General features: G+C 41.8%; 19 protein-coding genes. 14 read left to right on the plus strand and 5 right to left on the minus strand.

Going from position 1 to position 20,315, the window contains the following annotated elements; all coding sequences use genetic code 11:
* Nucleotides 1-133 precede the first annotated feature (133 nt).
* Complete coding sequence (locus tag ACPZ3T_RS12205) at nt 134-1,024, plus strand: phosphatidate cytidylyltransferase (protein ID WP_490276592.1); 891 nt, start codon at nt 134-136, stop codon at nt 1,022-1,024.
* Between the two features lie 266 nt (nt 1,025-1,290).
* Here the strand turns inward: ACPZ3T_RS12205 and ACPZ3T_RS12210 are convergent, their stop codons facing one another.
* Entirely contained in the window at nt 1,291-2,004 is a 714-nt protein-coding gene (locus ACPZ3T_RS12210) for an LmeA family phospholipid-binding protein (protein ID WP_490276594.1), read from the minus strand.
* A gap of 144 nt (nt 2,005-2,148) precedes the next feature.
* Here ACPZ3T_RS12210 and ACPZ3T_RS12215 point away from each other — a divergent pair, with 144 nt between their 5' ends.
* Nucleotides 2,149-2,967, plus strand: a complete 819-nt coding sequence (locus tag ACPZ3T_RS12215) for a pseudouridine synthase (RefSeq protein ID WP_490276596.1) — start codon at nt 2,149-2,151, stop codon at nt 2,965-2,967.
* Entirely contained in the window at nt 2,939-3,754 is an 816-nt protein-coding gene (locus ACPZ3T_RS12220) for a helix-turn-helix domain-containing protein (protein ID WP_490276597.1), read from the plus strand. The genes ACPZ3T_RS12215 and ACPZ3T_RS12220 overlap by 29 nt, the downstream gene beginning before the upstream one ends.
* Before the next feature lie 37 nt (nt 3,755-3,791).
* On the opposite strand, the gene malQ is transcribed toward ACPZ3T_RS12220, so the two are convergent.
* Nucleotides 3,792-5,300: a 4-alpha-glucanotransferase gene (gene malQ / locus ACPZ3T_RS12225; RefSeq protein ID WP_490276599.1), complete on the minus strand. Its 1,509-nt coding sequence runs from the start codon at nt 5,298-5,300 to the stop codon at nt 3,792-3,794.
* A gap of 58 nt (nt 5,301-5,358) precedes the next feature.
* Between malQ and ACPZ3T_RS12230 the strand changes: the two genes are divergently transcribed.
* The 7 genes from ACPZ3T_RS12230 to ACPZ3T_RS12260 all read left to right on the plus strand — a co-directional run bounded on the left by ACPZ3T_RS12230 (nt 5,359) and on the right by ACPZ3T_RS12260 (nt 11,359).
* Nucleotides 5,359-5,532 carry a hypothetical protein gene (locus ACPZ3T_RS12230; RefSeq protein ID WP_490276601.1) on the plus strand — a complete coding sequence of 58 codons (174 nt, stop codon included), beginning with the start codon at nt 5,359-5,361 and terminating at the stop codon, nt 5,530-5,532.
* Nucleotides 5,529-5,972: an NUDIX domain-containing protein gene (locus ACPZ3T_RS12235; protein ID WP_490276603.1), complete on the plus strand. Its 444-nt coding sequence runs from the start codon at nt 5,529-5,531 to the stop codon at nt 5,970-5,972. The genes ACPZ3T_RS12230 and ACPZ3T_RS12235 overlap by 4 nt, the downstream gene beginning before the upstream one ends.
* Nucleotides 5,969-6,361, plus strand: coding sequence for a RidA family protein (locus ACPZ3T_RS12240; protein WP_490276605.1), 393 nt, complete (start codon nt 5,969-5,971; stop codon nt 6,359-6,361). Before ACPZ3T_RS12235 ends, ACPZ3T_RS12240 begins: the two co-directional genes overlap by 4 nt.
* Before the next feature lie 286 nt (nt 6,362-6,647).
* Entirely contained in the window at nt 6,648-6,848 is a 201-nt protein-coding gene (locus tag ACPZ3T_RS12245; RefSeq protein ID WP_490276607.1) for a hypothetical protein, read from the plus strand.
* Nucleotides 6,849-6,939: 91 nt separating this feature from the next.
* Nucleotides 6,940-7,407 carry a hypothetical protein gene (locus ACPZ3T_RS12250; protein WP_490276609.1) on the plus strand — a complete coding sequence of 156 codons (468 nt, stop codon included), beginning with the start codon at nt 6,940-6,942 and terminating at the stop codon, nt 7,405-7,407.
* Between the two features lie 521 nt (nt 7,408-7,928).
* Nucleotides 7,929-9,491 (plus strand): ATP-binding protein, encoded by a 1,563-nt coding sequence (locus ACPZ3T_RS12255; protein ID WP_490276611.1) that lies wholly within the window; start codon nt 7,929-7,931, stop codon nt 9,489-9,491.
* 161 nt (nt 9,492-9,652) lie between these two features.
* Complete coding sequence (locus tag ACPZ3T_RS12260) at nt 9,653-11,359, plus strand: tetratricopeptide repeat protein (protein ID WP_490276613.1); 1,707 nt, start codon at nt 9,653-9,655, stop codon at nt 11,357-11,359.
* A 270-nt stretch (nt 11,360-11,629) separates the two neighbouring features.
* Here ACPZ3T_RS12260 and ACPZ3T_RS12265 read toward each other — a convergent pair whose 3' ends face one another.
* The 3 genes from ACPZ3T_RS12265 to ACPZ3T_RS12275 all read right to left on the minus strand — a co-directional run bounded on the left by ACPZ3T_RS12265 (nt 11,630) and on the right by ACPZ3T_RS12275 (nt 13,244).
* A complete protein-coding gene (locus ACPZ3T_RS12265) occupies nt 11,630-12,067 on the minus strand; it encodes a hypothetical protein (RefSeq protein ID WP_490276615.1) in 438 nt (145 codons plus the stop codon).
* Between the two features lie 238 nt (nt 12,068-12,305).
* Nucleotides 12,306-12,932 carry a (2Fe-2S) ferredoxin domain-containing protein gene (locus tag ACPZ3T_RS12270; protein ID WP_490276617.1) on the minus strand — a complete coding sequence of 209 codons (627 nt, stop codon included), beginning with the start codon at nt 12,930-12,932 and terminating at the stop codon, nt 12,306-12,308.
* Between the two features lie 66 nt (nt 12,933-12,998).
* Nucleotides 12,999-13,244 (minus strand): Asr1405/Asl0597 family protein, encoded by a 246-nt coding sequence (locus ACPZ3T_RS12275; protein WP_490276619.1) that lies wholly within the window; start codon nt 13,242-13,244, stop codon nt 12,999-13,001.
* 620 nt (nt 13,245-13,864) lie between these two features.
* Here ACPZ3T_RS12275 and dpsA point away from each other — a divergent pair.
* From dpsA to ACPZ3T_RS12295, 4 genes are all read left to right on the plus strand, one after another.
* A complete protein-coding gene (dpsA, locus tag ACPZ3T_RS12280; protein ID WP_490276621.1) occupies nt 13,865-14,419 on the plus strand; it encodes a DNA starvation/stress protection protein DpsA in 555 nt (184 codons plus the stop codon).
* A 426-nt stretch (nt 14,420-14,845) separates the two neighbouring features.
* Complete coding sequence (locus tag ACPZ3T_RS12285; protein WP_490276623.1) at nt 14,846-14,986, plus strand: hypothetical protein; 141 nt, start codon at nt 14,846-14,848, stop codon at nt 14,984-14,986.
* A gap of 37 nt (nt 14,987-15,023) precedes the next feature.
* Nucleotides 15,024-18,299: a carbamoyl-phosphate synthase large subunit gene (gene carB / locus ACPZ3T_RS12290; protein WP_490276625.1), complete on the plus strand. Its 3,276-nt coding sequence runs from the start codon at nt 15,024-15,026 to the stop codon at nt 18,297-18,299.
* Between the two features lie 770 nt (nt 18,300-19,069).
* Entirely contained in the window at nt 19,070-20,026 is a 957-nt protein-coding gene (locus ACPZ3T_RS12295) for an RNA polymerase sigma factor, RpoD/SigA family (RefSeq protein ID WP_490276627.1), read from the plus strand.
* Nucleotides 20,027-20,315: the final 289 nt, after the last annotated feature.

The raw sequence follows: 20,315 nt of genomic DNA on the forward strand, positions 1-20,315 counted from the left end.
TAGTTACCCCAGTCCCCAGTCCCCAGTCTCCAATGTCCAATGCCCCATGCCCAAAATTCTTTAATTTTGAATTTTGAATTTTGAATTTTGAATTGATTAGCCCCAGTCCCCCCATCCAATATTAAATACTTCTATGCCTTGGTCTCGGATTATTAGTGGAATTGTTGCGATCGCTCTTGCTTTAGGTGCTGTCCTGTTGGGGGGGTGGTATTTTACTATCATGCTTGGTGTTGTGGTTTTTTTAGGACAACAGGAATATTTTGATTTAGTCCGAACCAGAGGCATTTTACCAGCAGCCAAAACTACCCTATTCCTCAGTTTAGTTTTACTAGCGATTTCTACAATTGATGCTACTTTAGCTGATGCTGTCATGCCCATCGCTGGTACATTCATTTGTTTTTACTTACTGTTTCAGCCAAAAATGGCCACCATCGCTGATGTTTCAGCTTCCATTATGGGGCTTTTTTATGTAGGATATTTGCCTAGTTACTGGGTGCGTTTACGTACAATAGGTAGCGTAGACATCAGTAATTTACCTCTAGGTGGTTATTGGCCTGCAACATGGACAGATATTTTTAGCGAGAAGAATTTTGCTTCTCTCCCACAAGGTTTAACAATCACGATTCTCACTTTCTTGTGTATTTGGGCTGCGGATATTGGCGCGTACACTATTGGTAAATTTTTTGGTAAAACTCGCCTCTCTGATATTAGCCCCAAGAAAACTGTAGAAGGTGCTGTCTTTGGGATCAGTGCTAGTTTGGTTGTTGCTTTGGTTGGGTCTTATTATTTACAATTACCGCAATTTTTAATTACAGGTATCACCCTAGGCTTACTAATTGGCCTGGCTAGTCTTTTGGGCGATCTCACCGAATCAATGCTCAAGCGTGATGCTGGTGTCAAAGATTCCGGCCAATTAATCCCCGGACATGGTGGAATTTTAGACCGCACCGATAGTTATATCTTCACTGCTCCTTTGGTTTACTATTTTGTCACCCTGATTTTGCCACTGTTGGGTAATTCGTAATTCGTAATGGACTTCTCTCCGAGACGCTAACGCGAACGTCCCGCTTCGCTAACGTAATTCTTAATTCTTAACGATGCTCCCCCCCGCTACGCTAACGTAATTCGTAATACTCACAAAGCGAGTTCGCAAAGCGTGACGCAGTAAAGCAAGCTACGTAATTAAGATGGCGTGAAAATTTTTTCTCGGCTTCCCAATGCCCCATGCCCCATGCCCAAAATTCTTTAATTTTGAATTTTGAATTTTGAATTTTGAATTGATTAGCCCAATCACGGGTTGACATTCAGCTGTCCCTGACAAACTAATTTACCGGGGATCACGGTAAGTTCTTGGAGGTCAACATCTGAGCCAAGATGAAAATTGTAACTTTCGCTACTTTGTAAGTTGGCGATCGCATTTGGTTTGACTTGCAGTTCTGAAATTTGCAACTCTTGCCCACTCAGCAATTTTAAGGAGAAACTAATTTCTAGGGGTATAGGTTCACTAGTAGATGGTAGGATAGCCATCAGTGTGATTTTTTGATTGTCTAAGATAATGTTTTGCCAAAAAATAGGCTTGGATTTGGGACAATATTCTGGTAAAAGTTTAACCAGTAAATCATTTAAAGCAGTTGATAACAGTTGAGATGAGAGGGAAGCATTTAAATCCTTCTCCTCTATGGTCAATTCGCCTACTACTGGAACTACGTGTAACAGTTGCAAAGGCTGACCTTTTAGTATTTGACCTATATTGATTTGAATATTCTCTGCTGCTAGTTTAATGTGGGTAATATGGAGACCTTGATATACAGCATGATTGGCTAATATGGAAACCCCAGGAATACAACCGGAAAGCAATTGGCGATCGCTTGCTTTCATCTCCACTTCTAGCTGAGAGACTTGGCTGACTTGCGCCCTTAACCAGAGCTTTAATGCTGTCTTGAGGACGTTAGTAACAATGCGGATTTTGCGGAAAGGTCTGTTTTGGGGATTTGGTTCTGGCATTTAACCACTCTAAATAAATGGGTATTTGCTTAGTCTCAACTCAACTGAAACAAGCATTAACTTTAGCATTTATGGCTACCTCACACAAAATGCCAATATGATGATTATTATCTAAACCATTAGATTAGTATCCGTAATTTCTACATGGAAGTCAGGTTGCAAAAAGTTCTATCTGAATTAGGTGTAGCCTCACGGCGAGAAGCTGAGGAAATGATTCGGCGATCGCGTGTGCGGATTAATGGTGTATTGGCACAAATAGGACAAAAAGTTGACCCGGAAAAAGATAGGATTACAGTTGACGATCAGCCAATAGTGGCGCAAAATCGTCCACCCCTAGTGTATGTCTTACTCAACAAACCTCTAGGAGTAGTTTCCACCTGCCACGATCCCCAAGGTAGAAAAACAGTTCTGGACTTATTACCTCAACAATTACGTAAAGGTACGGGTATTCATCCTGTTGGTCGTTTAGATGCCTATTCTTCAGGTGCATTAATACTCACTAATGATGGAGAATTGACATATAGACTGACTCATCCGCGTCATAGTATTCCTAAGACCTATCAAGTTTTAGTTAAAGGTCATCCCTCAAAAGCAGTGCTAGACAAGTGGCGCAGGGGTGTGCTGTTAGATGGGAAAATTACCCGTCCAGCCGAGGTAAGTTTGGTAGAAAGATTTGCTGACAATAGTCGTTTAGAAATTGTTCTCAAGGAGGGTAGAAACCGCCAAATTCGCCGTGTAGCCGAACAATTGGGATATCCCGTAGTTCAGTTACATCGAATTGCTATAGGTTCGATTCGCTTACAAACATCAAACACACCCCCATTAAAAGAGGGTCAATATCGTGTTCTCCAAAATGAAGAAATTCGTTGCTTACAAAATCAGACACAACACATACCTATTAAAGATTCAGCTGAGGTAAGGAGATTACAAAAACATGAAATGGCTAAAGCGAAAAAATCATGAACAACCACAACTTTCTATAGAAGAACAAAGAGCCGAAAAACTCACAGAAATCGGCGCGCAGTTGTGGGCTTCTCGTCAAGAAAAAGGTCTATCTTTAGACGAAATGGTGGCATTAACTAGAATCCCTCGGCGACTGCTACAGGCCATTGAAGAAGGGAACTTAAATGATTTACCAGAACCAATTTATATTCAAGGCTTAATTAGACAATTTGCGGATGCAGTCGGTTTCAAAGGTGTAGAATTTGCCAGTCAATTTCCTGTGAGTTTTGAGACTGTCCAGACTTCCCCTAGTACCGTGAACCCATCAAGAACAATGGGTTTATTACGTCCCGTACATCTTTATTTGCTGTATATATTCTTGATTATCTGTTCTGTCAGCAGTTTATCTCATGTATTGAATCATGCTGCATTAAGAGCTAATAATAGTGATCCTGAACAAAACAATTCAGAAACTTTGGTTAAAAACCAATCGACTCAATCCCAAAAATCAACAACTCTACCTGTCAATAATCGGGTTGTGCTGAATAAAGATACCCAATCAGTTGAGATTGGCGTAACTTTACAAGCATCTTCTTGGATTCGGGTAGTAGCTGATGGGAAAACTGAGTTTGAAGGAGTTTTACCAGAAGGCGCGCATCGCGTTTGGAAAGCTCAAGAACAGTTGACAGTCAGAACTAATAATGCTGGTGGTGTGCTGATGAGTGTAAATCAGCAAGCAGCCAAGCAAATGGGGGAATTTGGCAAGGAGGAAGAAGTTAAAATTGCTGCTGTTAAACCGGAATCATGACAACCTAGAGGAAGTCCCCGACTTCCTCTTTATACGCTTATTTCCCTTGGGGGGCGCGTCCGTAGAGTTTAGTGAGATTTTTGAGGCGATCGCCTAATTCTGTGCTTAAAACTCCCGATTGATAACGCCACTGCCAATTACCCTCAGCAATACTGGGAAAATTCATTCGCGCTTCAGTTCCCAAACCCAAAATATCCTGTAAAGGAATAATTGCTTGATTGGCGATCGAACTTAACGCCAGTCTAATTAAATCCCATTGAATCCCTTCCGGGCTGACACAACCTAAATAAAGCAACAAGTTTTGTTTTTCGTAGTCATTGGCTGCATTAAACCAGCCTACAGTCGTGTCATTGTCATGAGTGCCAGTGTAAACAACGAAATTACGGCCATAATTAAAAGGTAAAAAGGGATTGCCGGGATCAGAACCAAAGGCAAAATGTAACACCTTCATCCCCGGAAACTCATACCTATCTCGCAACGCCTCCACCTCTGGCGTAATGATCCCCAAGTCTTCTGCTAACACAGGTAGCTTACCCAAGCTTTGTTTAATCGTATCAAACAATTCTTCTCCGGGTGCTTTCATCCACTCGCCATTGATAGCTGTTTCTTCCCCTTGTGGTACAGCCCAAAACGCTTCAAAACCGCGAAAGTGGTCAATACGAATCACATCTATATAATCCAGCATCGCCTCAAAGCGACCCAACCACCATTTAAAGTTTTGCTTTTCCAACTCCTCCCAGTTATAAACCGGGTTGCCCCATAATTGACCAGTCGCACTAAAATAATCTGGTGGCACTCCCGCCATGAGTGCAGGCTGCATAGTTTCCTCATCCAAACAAAAAATGTCGGGATGCGCCCACACATCAGCACTATCTTGAGCTACATAGATAGGAATATCGCCAATAATTTGGATGCCGCTCATATTAGCGTAAGTTTTCAGTTCTGACCACTGGCGGAAAAATTCAAACTGGACAAACTTGTAGTAAAAAATCTGAGCCTGTAGCTGTTGTTTCGCCATTGCTATGGCCGCTGGTTCACGCTTGACTAGTTCTGGTTTCCAAGTATGCCAACTTGTACCGTTATGGGCATCCTTGAGTGCCATAAATAAAGCATAATCATCTAACCAATAAGCCTTACTCTCACAAAAACCTGCAAATTCCTTTTGTTGTAAAGGTGTGGCTTTGGCTTGGAAATTTTGGCAGGCTGTTTTTAATAAATTGATTTTAATCGGGATAACTCGGTCATAATCTATTTGATTAGCATCAAATTCTGGTAGATTAGCAAAGTCCTCCTCAGCTAACAAACCCTGCTCCTGTAATTGTTCTGGGCTAATCAGTAAATGATTACCCGCCATTGCTGAATAAGAAGCATAAGGAGAATTACCATACCCAGTAGGCCCTAAAGGTAAAACTTGCCAGTATTGCTGGTAACTGTCTCGCAAAAAATCAATAAACTTATAGGCTTCTAAGCCCAAGTCTCCCATCCCAAAACGACTAGGGAAACAGGTAGGATGCAGCAAAATGCCACTGGATCTAGGAAAAGGCATATTTAATTTGAAATATAGGAGGAAGCGATCCCATCGAATCTATCATGGTCAGGTCAGCTTGCAAAGCTATCTTTTGGTGGGAATTGGGAATTGGGCATCGGGCATGGGGCATTGGGAAGCCGAGAAAAAATTTTCACCCCATCCTAATTACGTAGCTTGCTTCCGCGTAGCGGAATTACGAATTACGAATTACGAATTACGAATTACGAATTACGAATTATATAGACTATGAATTACAAAAATCCTGCACCGACAGTAGATATCATTATTGAATTAATAGATCGACCTCATCGACCGATTATTTTAATTGAGCGACATAATGAGCCTTTGGGTTGGGCAATTCCTGGGGGTTTTGTGGATTATGGTGAACCTGTGGAGGTGGCGGCGCGACGGGAAGCTGAGGAAGAAATAGGATTACAGATAGAATTAATTGCACAGTTTTTAGTGTATTCTGACCCCAAGCGTGATCCCCGTCAGCATACGATTAGCATTGTGTTTTTAGCAACCGCTACAGGAGAACCCCAAGCTGGGGATGATGCTAAGAATGTGGGGATTTTTGAGCCTTGGTGTGTGCCGAATAATTTATGCTTTGACCACGATCGCATTTTGCGGGATTATTGGCGTTATCGACATTATGGGATACGTCCCCGATTAACCACCGAGGAAATATGAGTAAACAAGTTATTCGTACTGAGCAAGCACCTGCACCAGTAGGGCCTTATAATCAAGCGATCGCAGTTTCTGGTCAAATGTTATTTGTAGCCGGACAAATTGCCCTCAATCCTGCTACTGGGGAAATTGTCGGTGCGGGAGATGTGAAAGAGCAAACCCAGCAAGTTATGGCTAATCTGCAAGCAATCTTAACTGCTGGTGGTGCAAGTTTTGCTGATGTGGTTAAGACTTCTGTATTCTTAGCTGATATGAATGATTTTGCGGCTGTGAATGCAGTTTACGCCCAGTATTTTGATGAAGCTACAGCCCCAGCCCGTGCTTGTGTCGAAGTCTCCCGTTTACCCAAGGATGTGTTAGTTGAAATCGAGTGTATCGCAGTGATTCCTTAAACCTAGGACTTACGCCACTAACATATTTTTGAGATGTAGGGTGTTTCAGTAGATGTAGTAGATGTAGGGTGAGTTCGACGAATTTAAAAAACCCCTCTCCAAACCTCTCCCCTGCAAGGAGAGAGGCTTAAAAAGCTTAATCTTTCGTTGAGCGTCACGCACCAACCATTGTGAAACCTGCATCACTCCTGAAATATAGAGTTTAGTATTGAATTGTCAAGATTTCTTCGATAGTAAAATCTTCTCAAGAAACTTTGTCTCCTAGACTTTCACAAGTGCAGATGAGGTGATTAATATAGCATTTCATCTGCTAGAAAAATTAAATTCGGAGTATGCTTTTTGGTTAGAAGATACTCGGCAAAAAGTTGATGTAGCGATCGCGGAAATTGAAAGAGGGGAAGGTTTGGATGGGGAAACAGTAGTCATGGAGATACTCCAAAGATTCCAAACAGCACGGGAGTCTGAAAAATTAGCGAAACTTGTATAAAAAAAACATATTAATTACTTATAAATCACCATGAATACCTTGCTGAACTGGGTAATACTGAAAGCAAGCCCCATTGTGAGATGTATGAAAAATGGCAGACAGTAAAGTCAGTGCAAAGCTTTCCCCGACAGATAAAAAAGCTGTAATGGATGCAATTAACACCATTAAGGAAAAACTACCGTTTTTGATTGATTTGACAACTGAGGAGCGTAAATCATTACCTAAGTTGGGTGATAAGAGTCGAGCATTTGTGAGTAAGGCGTTGGAAATAGCCGCGCAAAATCCAGATTTCTTACCTCGTTCTTTTGATGTCGATGAAATGCGGCGAGATATTGAATTATTTGAAGATTTATACCCGATTTTGCTGTCTTTGAGCCAACTGCAAGAATTGATTGATGATACATCTGTCGCTGTGGGTAGCGAAGCCTATGCGGCTGGGTTGATGGTGTATAACTATGCTAAAGCTAGTGGGAAAGGTGCTGGTTTAGAGTCGATGATTGATGATTTAGGACGGAGATTTGCCCGGAAATCGAAAAAAGTCCAACCGCAAGCCTCGTAAGTAGAGAAATTAACCGGAAATTTTGACTAAAAACTTAAAAATTTGAGCCTCTGAGCTTGGGTGTTTCTGTTTCAACTGAAAAACTCCGAGTTCAGAGCTTTAATTTTGGTGTTTTAAGTGAGAACGTTTTCGTTTCAAGTGAGAAATTTTATGTTCAAAACTAGATAGTTGTAAGTTAAAGTGCGATCGCTGGAGATAATATCAGTAATTACGTAGCTGAGGAACAAAAGCAAACTGGAATTTTCTCAACAGTCGAGTTTATAAGTGTTTCATTTTGGTAAGCACTGGGAATTATAGCAGTTTGCAGTTGAATCTAATACAGACCTAACCCCCAGCCCCTTCCCTACAAGGGAAGGGGAGTAAAACTCAAAGCTTCTCTCCTTGTAGCAGAAAGCTTTGGTGAGAGGTTAGAGTGTATTGCATACAAACGAGAAGTGGTATAAATCTTTTTAAATCCGAAACTAGTAAGGCGTAGTTAGTAGTTATCTTATATGTATTAGAGCTTACAACTGCATCTGGTAATGAACCCGCAAAATAAGCCCAAGACTTTACAGGATATTCTCAAACAACGGCAGCAATCAGGCTTTGTTGGTCGTGAAGAACAAATCAACACATTTCGCCAAAATCTAGAATTACCTTTAGAAGACCCCCGACGGCATTTTTTATTTAATATTTGGGGTCAAGGGGGAGTGGGTAAAAGTACACTGCTCCGTCAGTTTCGCCAAATTGCGGCAGGAGCAAAAATCATTACCGCTTACACTGATGAAGGTGAAAAAAGTGTACCGGAAGTTATGGGACGTTTCGCGGAACAATTGGAACAGCAAGGTTATAAGCTGGGACAGTTTACGGAACGCTACAAAGTTTATCGTCAGAAGCGTCAGGAATTAGAAACCGATCCCGAAGCACCGCAAGGCTTTTCAGCTTTTGTGGGTAAAACTGTAGCAAAAGCCGGAATGGGGATGGCTCGACAAGTTCCGGGGGCTGGTGCTGTAGTTGGTTTAATCAATGAAGATGCTTTTGCTAGTCAAGCCGGAGAATGGGCGGCTTATGTGGCAAAAAAATTAACCAATAAAGATGAAGTTCTCTTAGTTCAAGAACCTGTGGAGGTACTGACTCCGTTATTTTTAGAGGATATTTCTAAAATTGCCCAAAAGTTTGGTCTTGGTTTGTTCTTCGATACCTTTGAACGCAGTGCCGAATTTCTAGATAACTGGCTAAGGGAAATTCTCGATGGTCGCCACGGTGAATTACCTCTCAATATATTGATCATTATTGCCGGTCGGCAAGAATTAGATAAAAACCATTGGGCAATTTATGAGGGGTTAATAGTTCGTTTCCCTTTAGAACCATTTACAGAAACAGAAGCCCAACAATATCTCTCACGCAAAGGCATTACTAACAGTCGGGTTATTGATGTAATTTCACGTCTTTCTGGAAATTTACCCTTGTTAGTCGCCACCTTGGCGGCGGAAACTCCCAGCGATCCCAGCCAAGTCGGTGATCCTAGCGGTACAGCAGTAGAACGCTTCTTAAAATGGATTGATGACCCCAAACGGCGACAATTAGCCCTAGATGCTGCGCTTCCTCTGTGTTTAAATCGGGATGTTTTGGCTAAGTTACGAGGAGAAGAAGAAGCGGATGCTTTATTTAGCTGGCTGAAAGAAATGCCATTTATTGACGAACGCACTGATGGCTGGGCTTATCATGATGTTGTCAAAACTCAACTGCTACGCTACAAGCGTCTTTCATCTCCCCAAAGTTGGGCTGATTTGCATGGCAAGTTGGCAGACTACTACGACACCTTGCGAAATGATTTACACCTAGAAGACGATAAAAAACAGCGTGACCCTGTTTGGCAAAGTTACACTCTCAATGTTTTGTATCACGGTTTATGTCAGTCACCCCAGAGAAGTTTACGTGCAGCTTTAAATGAGTTCCTAGCTGCACTGAAAAATCAACGTTCTTTTGCTCAACGCTGGGCAGAAAGAATGATACAGGCAGGTAAAGATACGGATATAACTGAGATTCAGCATTGGGGTGAACAGTTAGCCAATGGCTTAAAAGCCTTTGAGGAAAAAGAGTAGACTTCTTGCATAAATACTTTGGTGTTGCTAACAAGATTGTTTAAAAGCTCACGCAAAGGCGCAAAGACGCAAAGAAGAACGCAGGAAAATAACTCTTGAAGTTATTTATTAGGATTGTTCAATTATTCGTGCAAGAGGTCTAGTATGAAATTGCTGCTGAAATGTTTACAGCATTGCTGAGTAATACTTTTCTGGAAGTCAAGTGGCGCGCAGTAGCTTTATATCGACGTGGTGATATTTATACTCAGTCTGAGCAATACTCAAAAGCTCTAGAAGATTTAACTACAGCTGTAAATTTATCTCCGAATGAACCTGAATGTTTATCATACCGAGGCAGAACTTACCGCTTTATGGAGCGTTATGAGGAAGCACTGCAAGATTTTGATCGTGCTATTGAACTTAATCCCAAATATAAATGGGCGATTGAATATCGAGCTTATATCTACCAATTGATGAAGCGTTACGAGGAATCACTGCCAGATTTTAACCGTGCCATAGAACTTAATCCCAAAGATGATTGGGTGATTGCACATCGTGGTGAAACTTACCGTTTAATGGAACGATATGAGGAAGCACTGCAAGATTTTGACCGTGCCATAGAACTTAATTCCAAAGATGACTGGGCGATAAAAGTGCGAGGTGAAACCTATCGCTTAATGAAGCGTTATCAAGAAGCACTGCAAGATTTCGACCGTGCTATTGAACTTAATCCCCAAGATGACTGGACGTTCACTAGTAGGGGTCAAACTTACAGAACAATGAAGCGTTATCAAGAAGCACTGCAAGATTTCGACCGTGCTATTGAACTTAATCCTAAATCTGGTTGGACTTTCACAGAGCGAGGTGAAACTTACCGCTTAATGGAGCGATATGAGGAAGCACTGCCAGATTTCGACCGTGCCATTCAACTTAATCCTCAATACAACTGGGCGATCGCTAGTCGTGGTCAAACTTACAAAGCGATGGAGCGTTATGAGGAAGCACTGCCAGATTTCGACCGTGCTATTGAACTTAATCCTAAAAACGACTGGGCGATCGCACAACGTGGTGAAACTTACCGTTTAATGAAGCGTTATGAGGAAGCACTGCCAGATTTCGATCGTGCTATTGAACTTAATCCTAAAGACGACTGGGCGATTGCTAGTCGTGGTGAAACTTACCGTTTAATGAAGCGTTATCAAGAAGCACTGCCAGATTTCGACCGTGCTATTGAACTTAATCCTAAAAACGACTGGGCGATCGCACGTCGAGGTGAAACTTACCGTTTAATGCAGCGATATCAGGAAGCACTGCCAGATTTCGACCGTGCTATTGAACTTAACCCTAAAAACGACTGGGCGATCGCTAGTCGTGGTCAAACTTATGATTTAATGGGGCATTATCACGAAGCATTGCAAGATTTTGACCATGCTATTGAAATTGATCCCAAATATCACTGGGCAATTTATAGACGGGGTGAAATATATTTACTGCTTAAAAAATACGATCAAGCACTCGCAGATTTTAATCGTGCTATAGAGCTAGACCCCAATGATACATGGTATTTGTATGAACGTGCTTTAGTTTACCAAGCCCTCCAACAACAGGAGGAAGCAAAACCTGATTTTGAGATTGCCATTCAGCTTGCTCAAAAGCAATATCAAGAACAGCCTCAAAACTGGCGTAATGCTTTTAATCTTGCTCTTTACTACTTAACTTCTGGAGATATTGAACAAGCACAAAGCCTTTATCAATATATCCTTTCCATGAATATTTCTGTTGATATTATTCATGAGGCTATTCGTGATATAGATATCTTTCTCACCGTTTTTCCAAATTATGAGTCAGCTATATCTATGCGTCAGATATTACAATCTTCCTTGAGATGATTTTGAAAAACTAGAACCCCGACTTTCTGAAAAAGCCGGGGTTCTAGATAACATAAATTACACGATGTGCGACTTATTCTTGAAACCCCTCTCCATAGAGCGAAGCTCTTCTCGTAGAGTACCTGCGAACAGCAACTGTAGAGACGTTGCATGCAACGTCTCTACTTTGATTCTTGCTCCCCTTCCCACTCCTTCGGAGAAGCAAGCTATGTAGGGAAGGGGTTGGGGGTTAGGTTTAAAAAAAAGTTGCACACGGCGTTAACTTATTCATCAAACCAACTCAAAACCCTGCACTGCTAAATATTCCTTTGCTGGTGCTAAAATTTCTTTTCTAATAATTATCTTGACTTTCGGCTCACGTACATATAACCGAAAACGCTCCACAAATAAACCATTAGCCGACTCAATTTTCTGAATCGCACTCCAAGGAATTAGCAAAGGTGGACATCCAAAACTAAACAAGGGAAACACACTTAAATAAATACCTTTGGAACTGACACCAACATTTAAGGTGCTTTTGTAGTACACCCAACCCACAGAACCCCGTTCCATCCGTGAAAAGTTTGGTGGCGGTGGCTCATAGGTGCGGTAGAGTTTGGCTAGCCTATTCCAGTCATGACGCAACACAACAACTGTGATTGTCATAATCACGACATAAAAGGCTACATATTCCCAAGGAAAAGATTTTGGCATTTCAGCATTAGGCATCAGCTAATTAATAGAGATACCGCACATCGGAAGCAAGCGATCGCCCCAGCAATATCTTGTAATTAAAATGAGCCTCATGCTGATTGTCTAGGAGTTGACTACCAACAACAAAAGAGGAATTTGCAAAATATCTTTATGTAGATATGTGAACGCCAAAAATATACTATTGCAAATTCCTCGCAAATTTTCTAGCCAAGCATTAGGGAACACACTAATTCCCTTTTAATAAAATTTATCATCAAATTGCTGAAACTTGAGCAAAAGCTGGATTTAAATGGGGTTGAGATATTGCTGGAGGTTGTTGTTCTCGACTCGGACGAGCAAAGTGCTTATCCATTAACAGGGGAATTTGATCTGCTTGAATCCTGCTGTAGCGAGTTTTATCAGGCATGACTATGTTCGGCCCGGCTTTGCAGTTTTTCATACAACCAGTTGCCTTAATAGTAACTTGGTCTTCTAGTCCGCGATCGCTCAATGCTGCTTCTAATGCTTGACAAAGGCTTTTACCACCACGTTTCATGCAATCAGACTTTTGACACATTAAAATTGTGGCTTTTTGAAGTGGTGCTTTTGTCTGAGTTGGGGTAGAAATATGCCCTGTAGCTGCCATCACACGTTCAGCTTTGAGGGCAACTTTACCACTTTTGCGATCGCACTTTTTTTCTCCAACCACTTGTAACCAAGTCCCTGGCTGCAACCGCCAATCAAAACTATACCTTAAATTTTTAGCCAGTTTTACATAATATTCACCGTCATAAGTTCCTAGTAACAAGCCTTTGAGCTTATAACCATCTTTAATAACAAATTCAATAAATCTGCCCTCAAGACAAAATTCAGACACTTCTTTGCTGTGACATACACCCATATTCTTTCACCTATTTTTAACTAACTTTTAACCTGACTGATTTAGTAGAGTCGCTCACAACACTTATTAGTTGCTTTGCCAATTTAATTTCAAAAGCGAAATTAAAGCCTGGCGAGAAGCCGTGAACTGCTGCATCACACTCCAAAGCTGAATGGCAGCCACAGGACTAGTAATTTCAACTTTCAACGGTTCATTAGCTTCACACCAACAGGGGATATCTAACTCCTGCAACCGTTGATAAACCTGCCAACGGTCTAGCCAATTCACTTCTAAAACGTAAGTTTGCTTGGTTTGTGAAAGGAATGATTTCAAGCGAATAGCCCTCAACGTGCAACTAAATTGCAACAAACATAGGACAACTACTCCCCATATTTAGAATTTTTAGAGATGTAGCTTCTTTCCTTAGAATAACTTAAGTGCAAACTTTTCTCAATTATCTGATCAAAAAAAATCAGGAATTTTGTAATAATTCTCTACTCAACCCAATATCGACACTCACATAGTCACATTAATCGGCAATTCATCCAGATTTGCATCCATCTAGATGAAAAGTGAAAACAATCAGGTTAGATAGGCCAAAATACTCTTTTGCAGGCAATTTTTGGCTACAAGAACCCCGGTTTTTAGCAAATTGGGGTTTTGAGTTGATCAAGCCCCTTGTGGGCGGCTTAATTTCTCTGTTGCCTGTTCCCCGTTCCCTTTCATATATACACCTGAGTAGATGACTGAATCACTAAATAGTTTTAATTAGAAGTTAATCTAATATTAATTAACGTATGTATACTCATTATTGCTAAAAAATTATTGAGGAATTTACAGCACAAAAAATTTCAAAATATATGCTATCGATAGAGGCGAATTACATTTTGATGATGTTAATATGTAGAAACTCAACATTTACGAAATGTAACTGTTAAACAGAGAGGAGAACAATGGCTGATACACAAACCTTGCTACAAAACTTTGGTCAAGTCTACGATAATCCAGTATTACTAGATCGCAGTGTAACTGCTCCAGTAACCGAAGGATTAAACGTTCTTTTAGCGAGTTTTCAAGCATTGTATGTGCAGTATCAAAAGCACCATTTTGTAGTAGAAGGTGCAGAATTTTACTCACTGCATGAATTTTTCAATGACAGCTACAACGAAGTTCAAGACCACATCCATGAGATTGGTGAACGCTTAAATGGATTAGGTGGTGTGCCGGCTGCTACTTTCAGTAAATTGGCGGAATTAACCTGTTTTGAGCAAGAATCTGATGGTGTTTATTCTTCTCGCCAGATGCTAGAAAACGACCTAGCAGCAGAACAAGCTATTATCAGCGTTATCCGTCGCCAAGCTGCTCAAGCAGAGAGTTTGGGAGATCGCGGTACACGCTATATGTACGAAAAGATTCTGTTAAAAACTGAGGAAAGAGCTTATCATATAGCTCATTTCTTAGCTAAGGATAGCTTAACCTTGGGTTTTGTTCAACCTGCCCAAAATTAATGTTCAGAGAATTTTAGAGATAACCAGTTTATAAGACTGGCTTGGCAAGAATATCACAAAAGGTAGAAAGCATTTATACTTTCTACCTTTTTTATTTACACCTAGTTAAATAATTTCAGTTTTTGAAAAAGATTAGCAATTATCTACTTGAAAATATTTAGACTTGAAATTCTACCAACGTGAAGTTACTAAATTTCGCTACAATCAAGTAAAAAATTAATATAGATAGAAACTAATAATATTTTTAATCTCAAAAAATAGTAGTGGTGATTGAAATTATTGATAAAGATTGGCAATTATTGCGATACATAAATTAAGAATGATTAGTGTTACTACAATTAACCTGAAAAAGTGACGAAAAACAAACATTAATTAACAAAAATTTGCCCTATTGACAAAGATAAATGTGCAGCAAGTATAAAACCCATGCCCAATGCCCAATGCCCAATGCCCAATGCCCCATGCCCCATGCCCCATGCCCCATGCCCCATGCCCCATGCCCCATGCCCAATTCTGAGAAAACTTAATAATAAACATCACTATGAGAGGAAAAGACCCTTAAAATAATCAGGACTTTGTATTCTCGTACTCCAACCCAACGACTATGCCCCGCCGTCAAGACCTTCAGAAGATACTGTTATTAGGATCTGGCCCAATTGTGATTGGCCAAGCCTGTGAATTTGACTATTCTGGCACTCAAGCCTGTAAAGCATTGCGAGAAGAAGGTTATGAAGTGGTGCTGGTGAACTCCAACCCAGCGACAATCATGACTGACCCAGAAACGGCCGATCGCACTTATATTGAACCTTTAACACCAGAAATTGTCGCTAAAGTCATCGCTAAAGAACGCCCAGATGCTTTACTACCAACGATGGGGGGACAAACAGCCCTGAACATAGCTGTCACCCTAGCGAAAAATGGTGTGTTAGATCAATATAATGTCGAGTTAATTGGTGCGAAGTTAGAAGCCATTGAAAAAGCCGAAGACCGGAAGCTATTTAACGACGCAATGGCAAAAATTGGGGTGAAAGTCTGTCCTAGTGGTACAGCTTCATCCTTAGAAGAAGCAAAAGCGATCGCCAAAAAAATCGGTACATATCCCTTAATTATTCGCCCAGCCTTTACAATGGGTGGTACGGGTGGCGGTATCGCCTACAACCAAGAAGAATTTGAGGAAATGGCACAAGTCGGGATTGATGCCAGTCCCGTTTCCCAAATCTTGATCGATCAATCCCTCCTCGGCTGGAAAGAATATGAACTAGAAGTCATGCGGGACTTAGCAGATAACGTAGTAATTATCTGTTCCATTGAAAACCTCGACCCGATGGGGATTCACACAGGCGATTCTATCACCGTCGCCCCCGCCCAAACCCTCACCGATAAGGAATACCAACGGCTGCGGGATATGGCAATTAAAATCATCCGCGAGATAGGGGTAGAAACTGGCGGTTCTAATATTCAATTTGCTGTTAACCCAGTAGATGGGGATGTCGTAGTGATTGAAATGAACCCCCGTGTTTCTCGTAGTTCTGCCTTATCTTCTAAAGCTACAGGTTTCCCAATTGCTAAGATGGCGGCCAAGTTGGCTGTCGGTTACACCTTGGATGAAATTAAAAACGACATCACCAAAAAAACCCCAGCTTCCTTTGAACCGACGATTGACTACGTTGTTACCAAAGTTCCCCGCTTCGCCTTTGAGAAATTCCCCGGTTCAGAACCCGTTCTGACTACCCAAATGAAATCCGTCGGGGAAGCAATGGCCATTGGCAGAACTTTTAATGAATCCTTCCAAAAAGCTTTGCGTTCTCTAGAAACTGGCCGTGCTGGCTGGGGTTGTGACAAAGCCGAAAAATTACCCAGTGGCGAACAAATTCGCGCTTTATTACGCACACCCAACCCCGATCGCATTTTTGCAGTCCGTCACGCTTTACAATTAGGACTAACCAATGAGGAAATTTACGAACTCACAGGTATTGATCCTTGGTTCTTAGATAAAATGCAGCAATTGTTGGAGGTGGAGAAATTCCTCAAACGCACACCTTTGCAACAGTTGACACAGGAGCAAATGTATGCAGTTAAACGGGATGGATTTAGCGATCGCCAAATTGCCTTTGCTACCAAAACCACCGAAGATGAAGTCCGCGCTTACCGCCAACAATTAGGAGTTTTACCCGTTTACAAAACTGTTGATACCTGTGCAGCAGAGTTTGAGGCTTTTACACCTTATTATTACTCCACCTACGAAACAGAAACCGAAGTCATCCCCGCCAGCAAACCCAAAGTCATGATTTTGGGAGGCGGCCCCAACCGCATCGGCCAAGGAATTGAGTTTGACTATTGTTGCTGTCATGCTGCCTATGCCTTGAAGGGTGCAGGCTTTGAGACAATCATGGTTAATTCTAACCCAGAGACAGTTTCTACTGATTACGATACCAGCGATCGCCTTTATTTTGAGCCGTTAACCAAAGAAGATGTCCTCAACATCATCGAAGCGGAAAACCCAGTCGGAATCATCGTGCAGTTCGGGGGACAAACGCCGTTAAAGTTAGCATTACCGTTGCAGCAGTATTTGCAAGGGTTAGGGACTACAGAAGATTCCCAATCCCCAATTCCGAAGATTTGGGGAACATCACCTGATTCTATCGACACCGCCGAAGACCGCGAACGATTTGAGCAAATTTTAAAACAATTAAATATTGCTCAACCACCCAACGGGATTGCCCGCAGTTATGAAGACGCGCTCATTGTTGCCAAACGCATTGGCTACCCTGTGGTAGTACGTCCTAGTTACGTATTGGGGGGAAGGGCGATGGAAATCGTCTACTCAGATGCGGAATTGGAACGTTACATGACCTTTGCGGTACAGGTAGAACCAGAACACCCGATTTTAATTGATAAATTCTTAGAAAACGCCATTGAAGTTGATGTGGATGCGATCGCTGACCACGCCGGCAGAGTAGTAATTGGTGGCATCATGGAACACATCGAGCAAGCGGGGATTCACTCAGGTGATTCAGCTTGTTCTCTGCCTTCAATTTCCCTACCTCCAGCTGTCCTGCATCAAATCCGCACTTGGACTGTACAACTAGCACAGTCATTGTCTGTAGTCGGTTTGATGAATATTCAGTTTGCCGTCGTCGGTGCGGCGAGTTATTCGCCTCAAGTGTACATTCTAGAAGCCAACCCCCGCGCTTCTCGCACAGTTCCCTTTGTCTCCAAAGCTACAGGTGTACCCTTGGCCAAGTTGGCATCCTTGATTATGTCAGGGAAAACCCTAGAAGAACTCAACTTCACCCAAGAAGTCATCCCCAATCACATCGCCGTTAAAGAAGCCGTCTTACCCTTTAATAAATTCCCAGGAACTGATACAATATTAGGCCCAGAGATGCGCTCAACTGGCGAGGTAATGGGCATCGATAGCGATTTTGGTCGCGCCTTTGCCAAAGCAGAATTAGGTGCTGGAGAGCGTTTACCACTCACAGGAACAGTATTTGTATCCATGAGCGATCGGGATAAAGCCGCAGCCGTTCCTGTAGTGAAAGAATTTATGGATTTAGGCTTCCAGGTCATGGCTACCTTTGGTACACGGCAAGTCTTAAAGGAGCATGGTTTAGATGTGGAGTTAGTGCTGAAACTCCATGAAGGCCGTCCCCACGTCATTGATGCGATCAAAAATCAGAAAATTCAACTGATTATTAACACTCCATCTGGGGAAGAAGCCCAAACTGATGCTAGATTAATTCGCCGCACAGGTTTAGCCTACAAAATCCCCATCATCACCACCATCGCCGGGGCTAAAGCTACCGTAGCAGCGATTCGTTCCATGCAAAATACGACTTTAGACGTAAAAGTCATTCAAGACTATTGCTCAAGTCTCTAGATGAGGGTGTAGGGGCAGGGGAGGCAGGGGGCAGGGGGCAGGGAGCAGGGGGGCAGGGGGAGACAAGGTAGACAAGGTAGACAAGGGGGATTTTTAACCCCATTCCCCATTCCCCATTCCCCATGCCCGATGCCCCATTCCCCATTCCCCATTCCCCATTGAATCTGCACAAAGCAGTATTTACAACGAAAATTAAGTAATTATTATAGAAAAATAATTATGGTTTTCATTGAGATATTTTAACAAATATGAGGAAGTGATCATTCTCTGCGGAAACTTCACGAATCAGTACAAGTCAAAGTAATTCAGTGCATTTGGTCGCCAGAGGAGCATAACTGGTGTGCAGAACCTAAAACAGAAAATATCACCTCCATTTATTGATTACCGATGGGATGTATATTTCGATTTGGTGTACTATTCTATTAGTACACTGAGGATTGATTTACCTAAATCTTCCTGCCTGCAAAAATTGATGATTACTCAGTACACCAAAGGCTCTCATAAATGTTACAATTGTTAACAAATATTTAGATACAAAAATGTTCATTCCCCTACCTTTTATCTAACCCTAGATACTTGTACCAGTTAGGGAATAACTGTAACTTCTAGCAGTTAAAGACCCATTGAGACTGAGATAACAGCCGCCGCTCATCGGTTGTACAAATTAGAAAACATAACAAACACCCCAGTTTAACTGGGTAGTACCGGCAAAGAGCATCTATCAGTTAATGACCCTACCAACAAGTCCAAAATTACCAAAGAGTAGCGCCATGAAGACCGCTCAGACAGCCACAGACCTCGTGCGGACTTACCTGCGTGAGATTGGCCGTGTACCACTCTTAACCCACGAGGAAGAAATTTTTTATGGTAAACAGGTACAGCGTTCATCCATATTGCAGGAAGTGCGAGAGGAGCTGTTCAATAAGTTAGGTTATGAGCCGAGCTTAGAAGAGTGGGCAAAAGCGGCAGATTTAGATATAGCAGAATTAAACACAGCGATCGCTGAAGGCGAATTTGCCAAACGCAAGATGGTAGAAGCCAACTTGCGGCTTGTGGTATCCGTTGCGAAAAAGTACATTAAACGCAATGTCGATTTATTGGACTTAATCCAAGAAGGCAGTATTGGGATGCAACGGGGTGTAGAAAAGTTTGACCCCACCAAAGGTTATAGATTTTCTACCTACGCCTATTGGTGGATTCGCCAAGCTATTACCCGCGCGATCGCCGAAAAAGCCCGTACTATCCGCCTACCGATTCATATTACCGAAAAGCTTAACAAAATTAAAAAAGCCCAACGCCAACTATCTCAAAGACTAGGACGCGCTCCCACAGCATCTGAACTAGCCAGTGAATTAGAATTAACCCCTAAGCAGGTACGAGAATACTTAGAGAAAGCACGTTTGCCCCTATCTTTAGACTTGCGCTTAGGAGATAACTACGACACTGAACTAGGAGAAATGCTAGAAGATCCCGGTGCTTCTCCTGAAGATTTTGTCATGCAATCCTCTCTATCTCACGACTTAGATCGTCTCATGGAGCAACTTACCCCTCAACAAAAAGAGGTAATCAAACTCCGGTTTGGTCTAATGGATGGACAGGCTTTAACGCTGGCAAGAATCGGCGAAATTCTCAACATCAGTCGGGAACGAGTCCGGCAAATTGAAAGAGAAGCTTTAACAAAACTACGTAAGTCTAAAGCCAATATGAATGAGTATTTGGCAAGTTAGTCAATAGTCATTAGTCAATAAGTAGAACGAGTTGAAAAAAATGAACTCTGTTAGGTAATGTAAAAATACTAAGATTGAGTTCGTAGTAAGGACTTTAGTCCTGATTTGAGAACTAAAGTTCTCACTACAAACCTTTAATTATTTAGCTCGTTCTACTTAGTCATTAGTATAGGTTGGGTTAAGCGTGGTGCAACCCCACCGGATCAACCCTGTTATATATTCTGATGTCAAAACCCATCACTTCTAATCATTATTGACTAATGAGGATTGACCATTGAGGCGAGAAAAT

This window comes from Aliinostoc maniaoense (genome assembly GCF_058172895.1).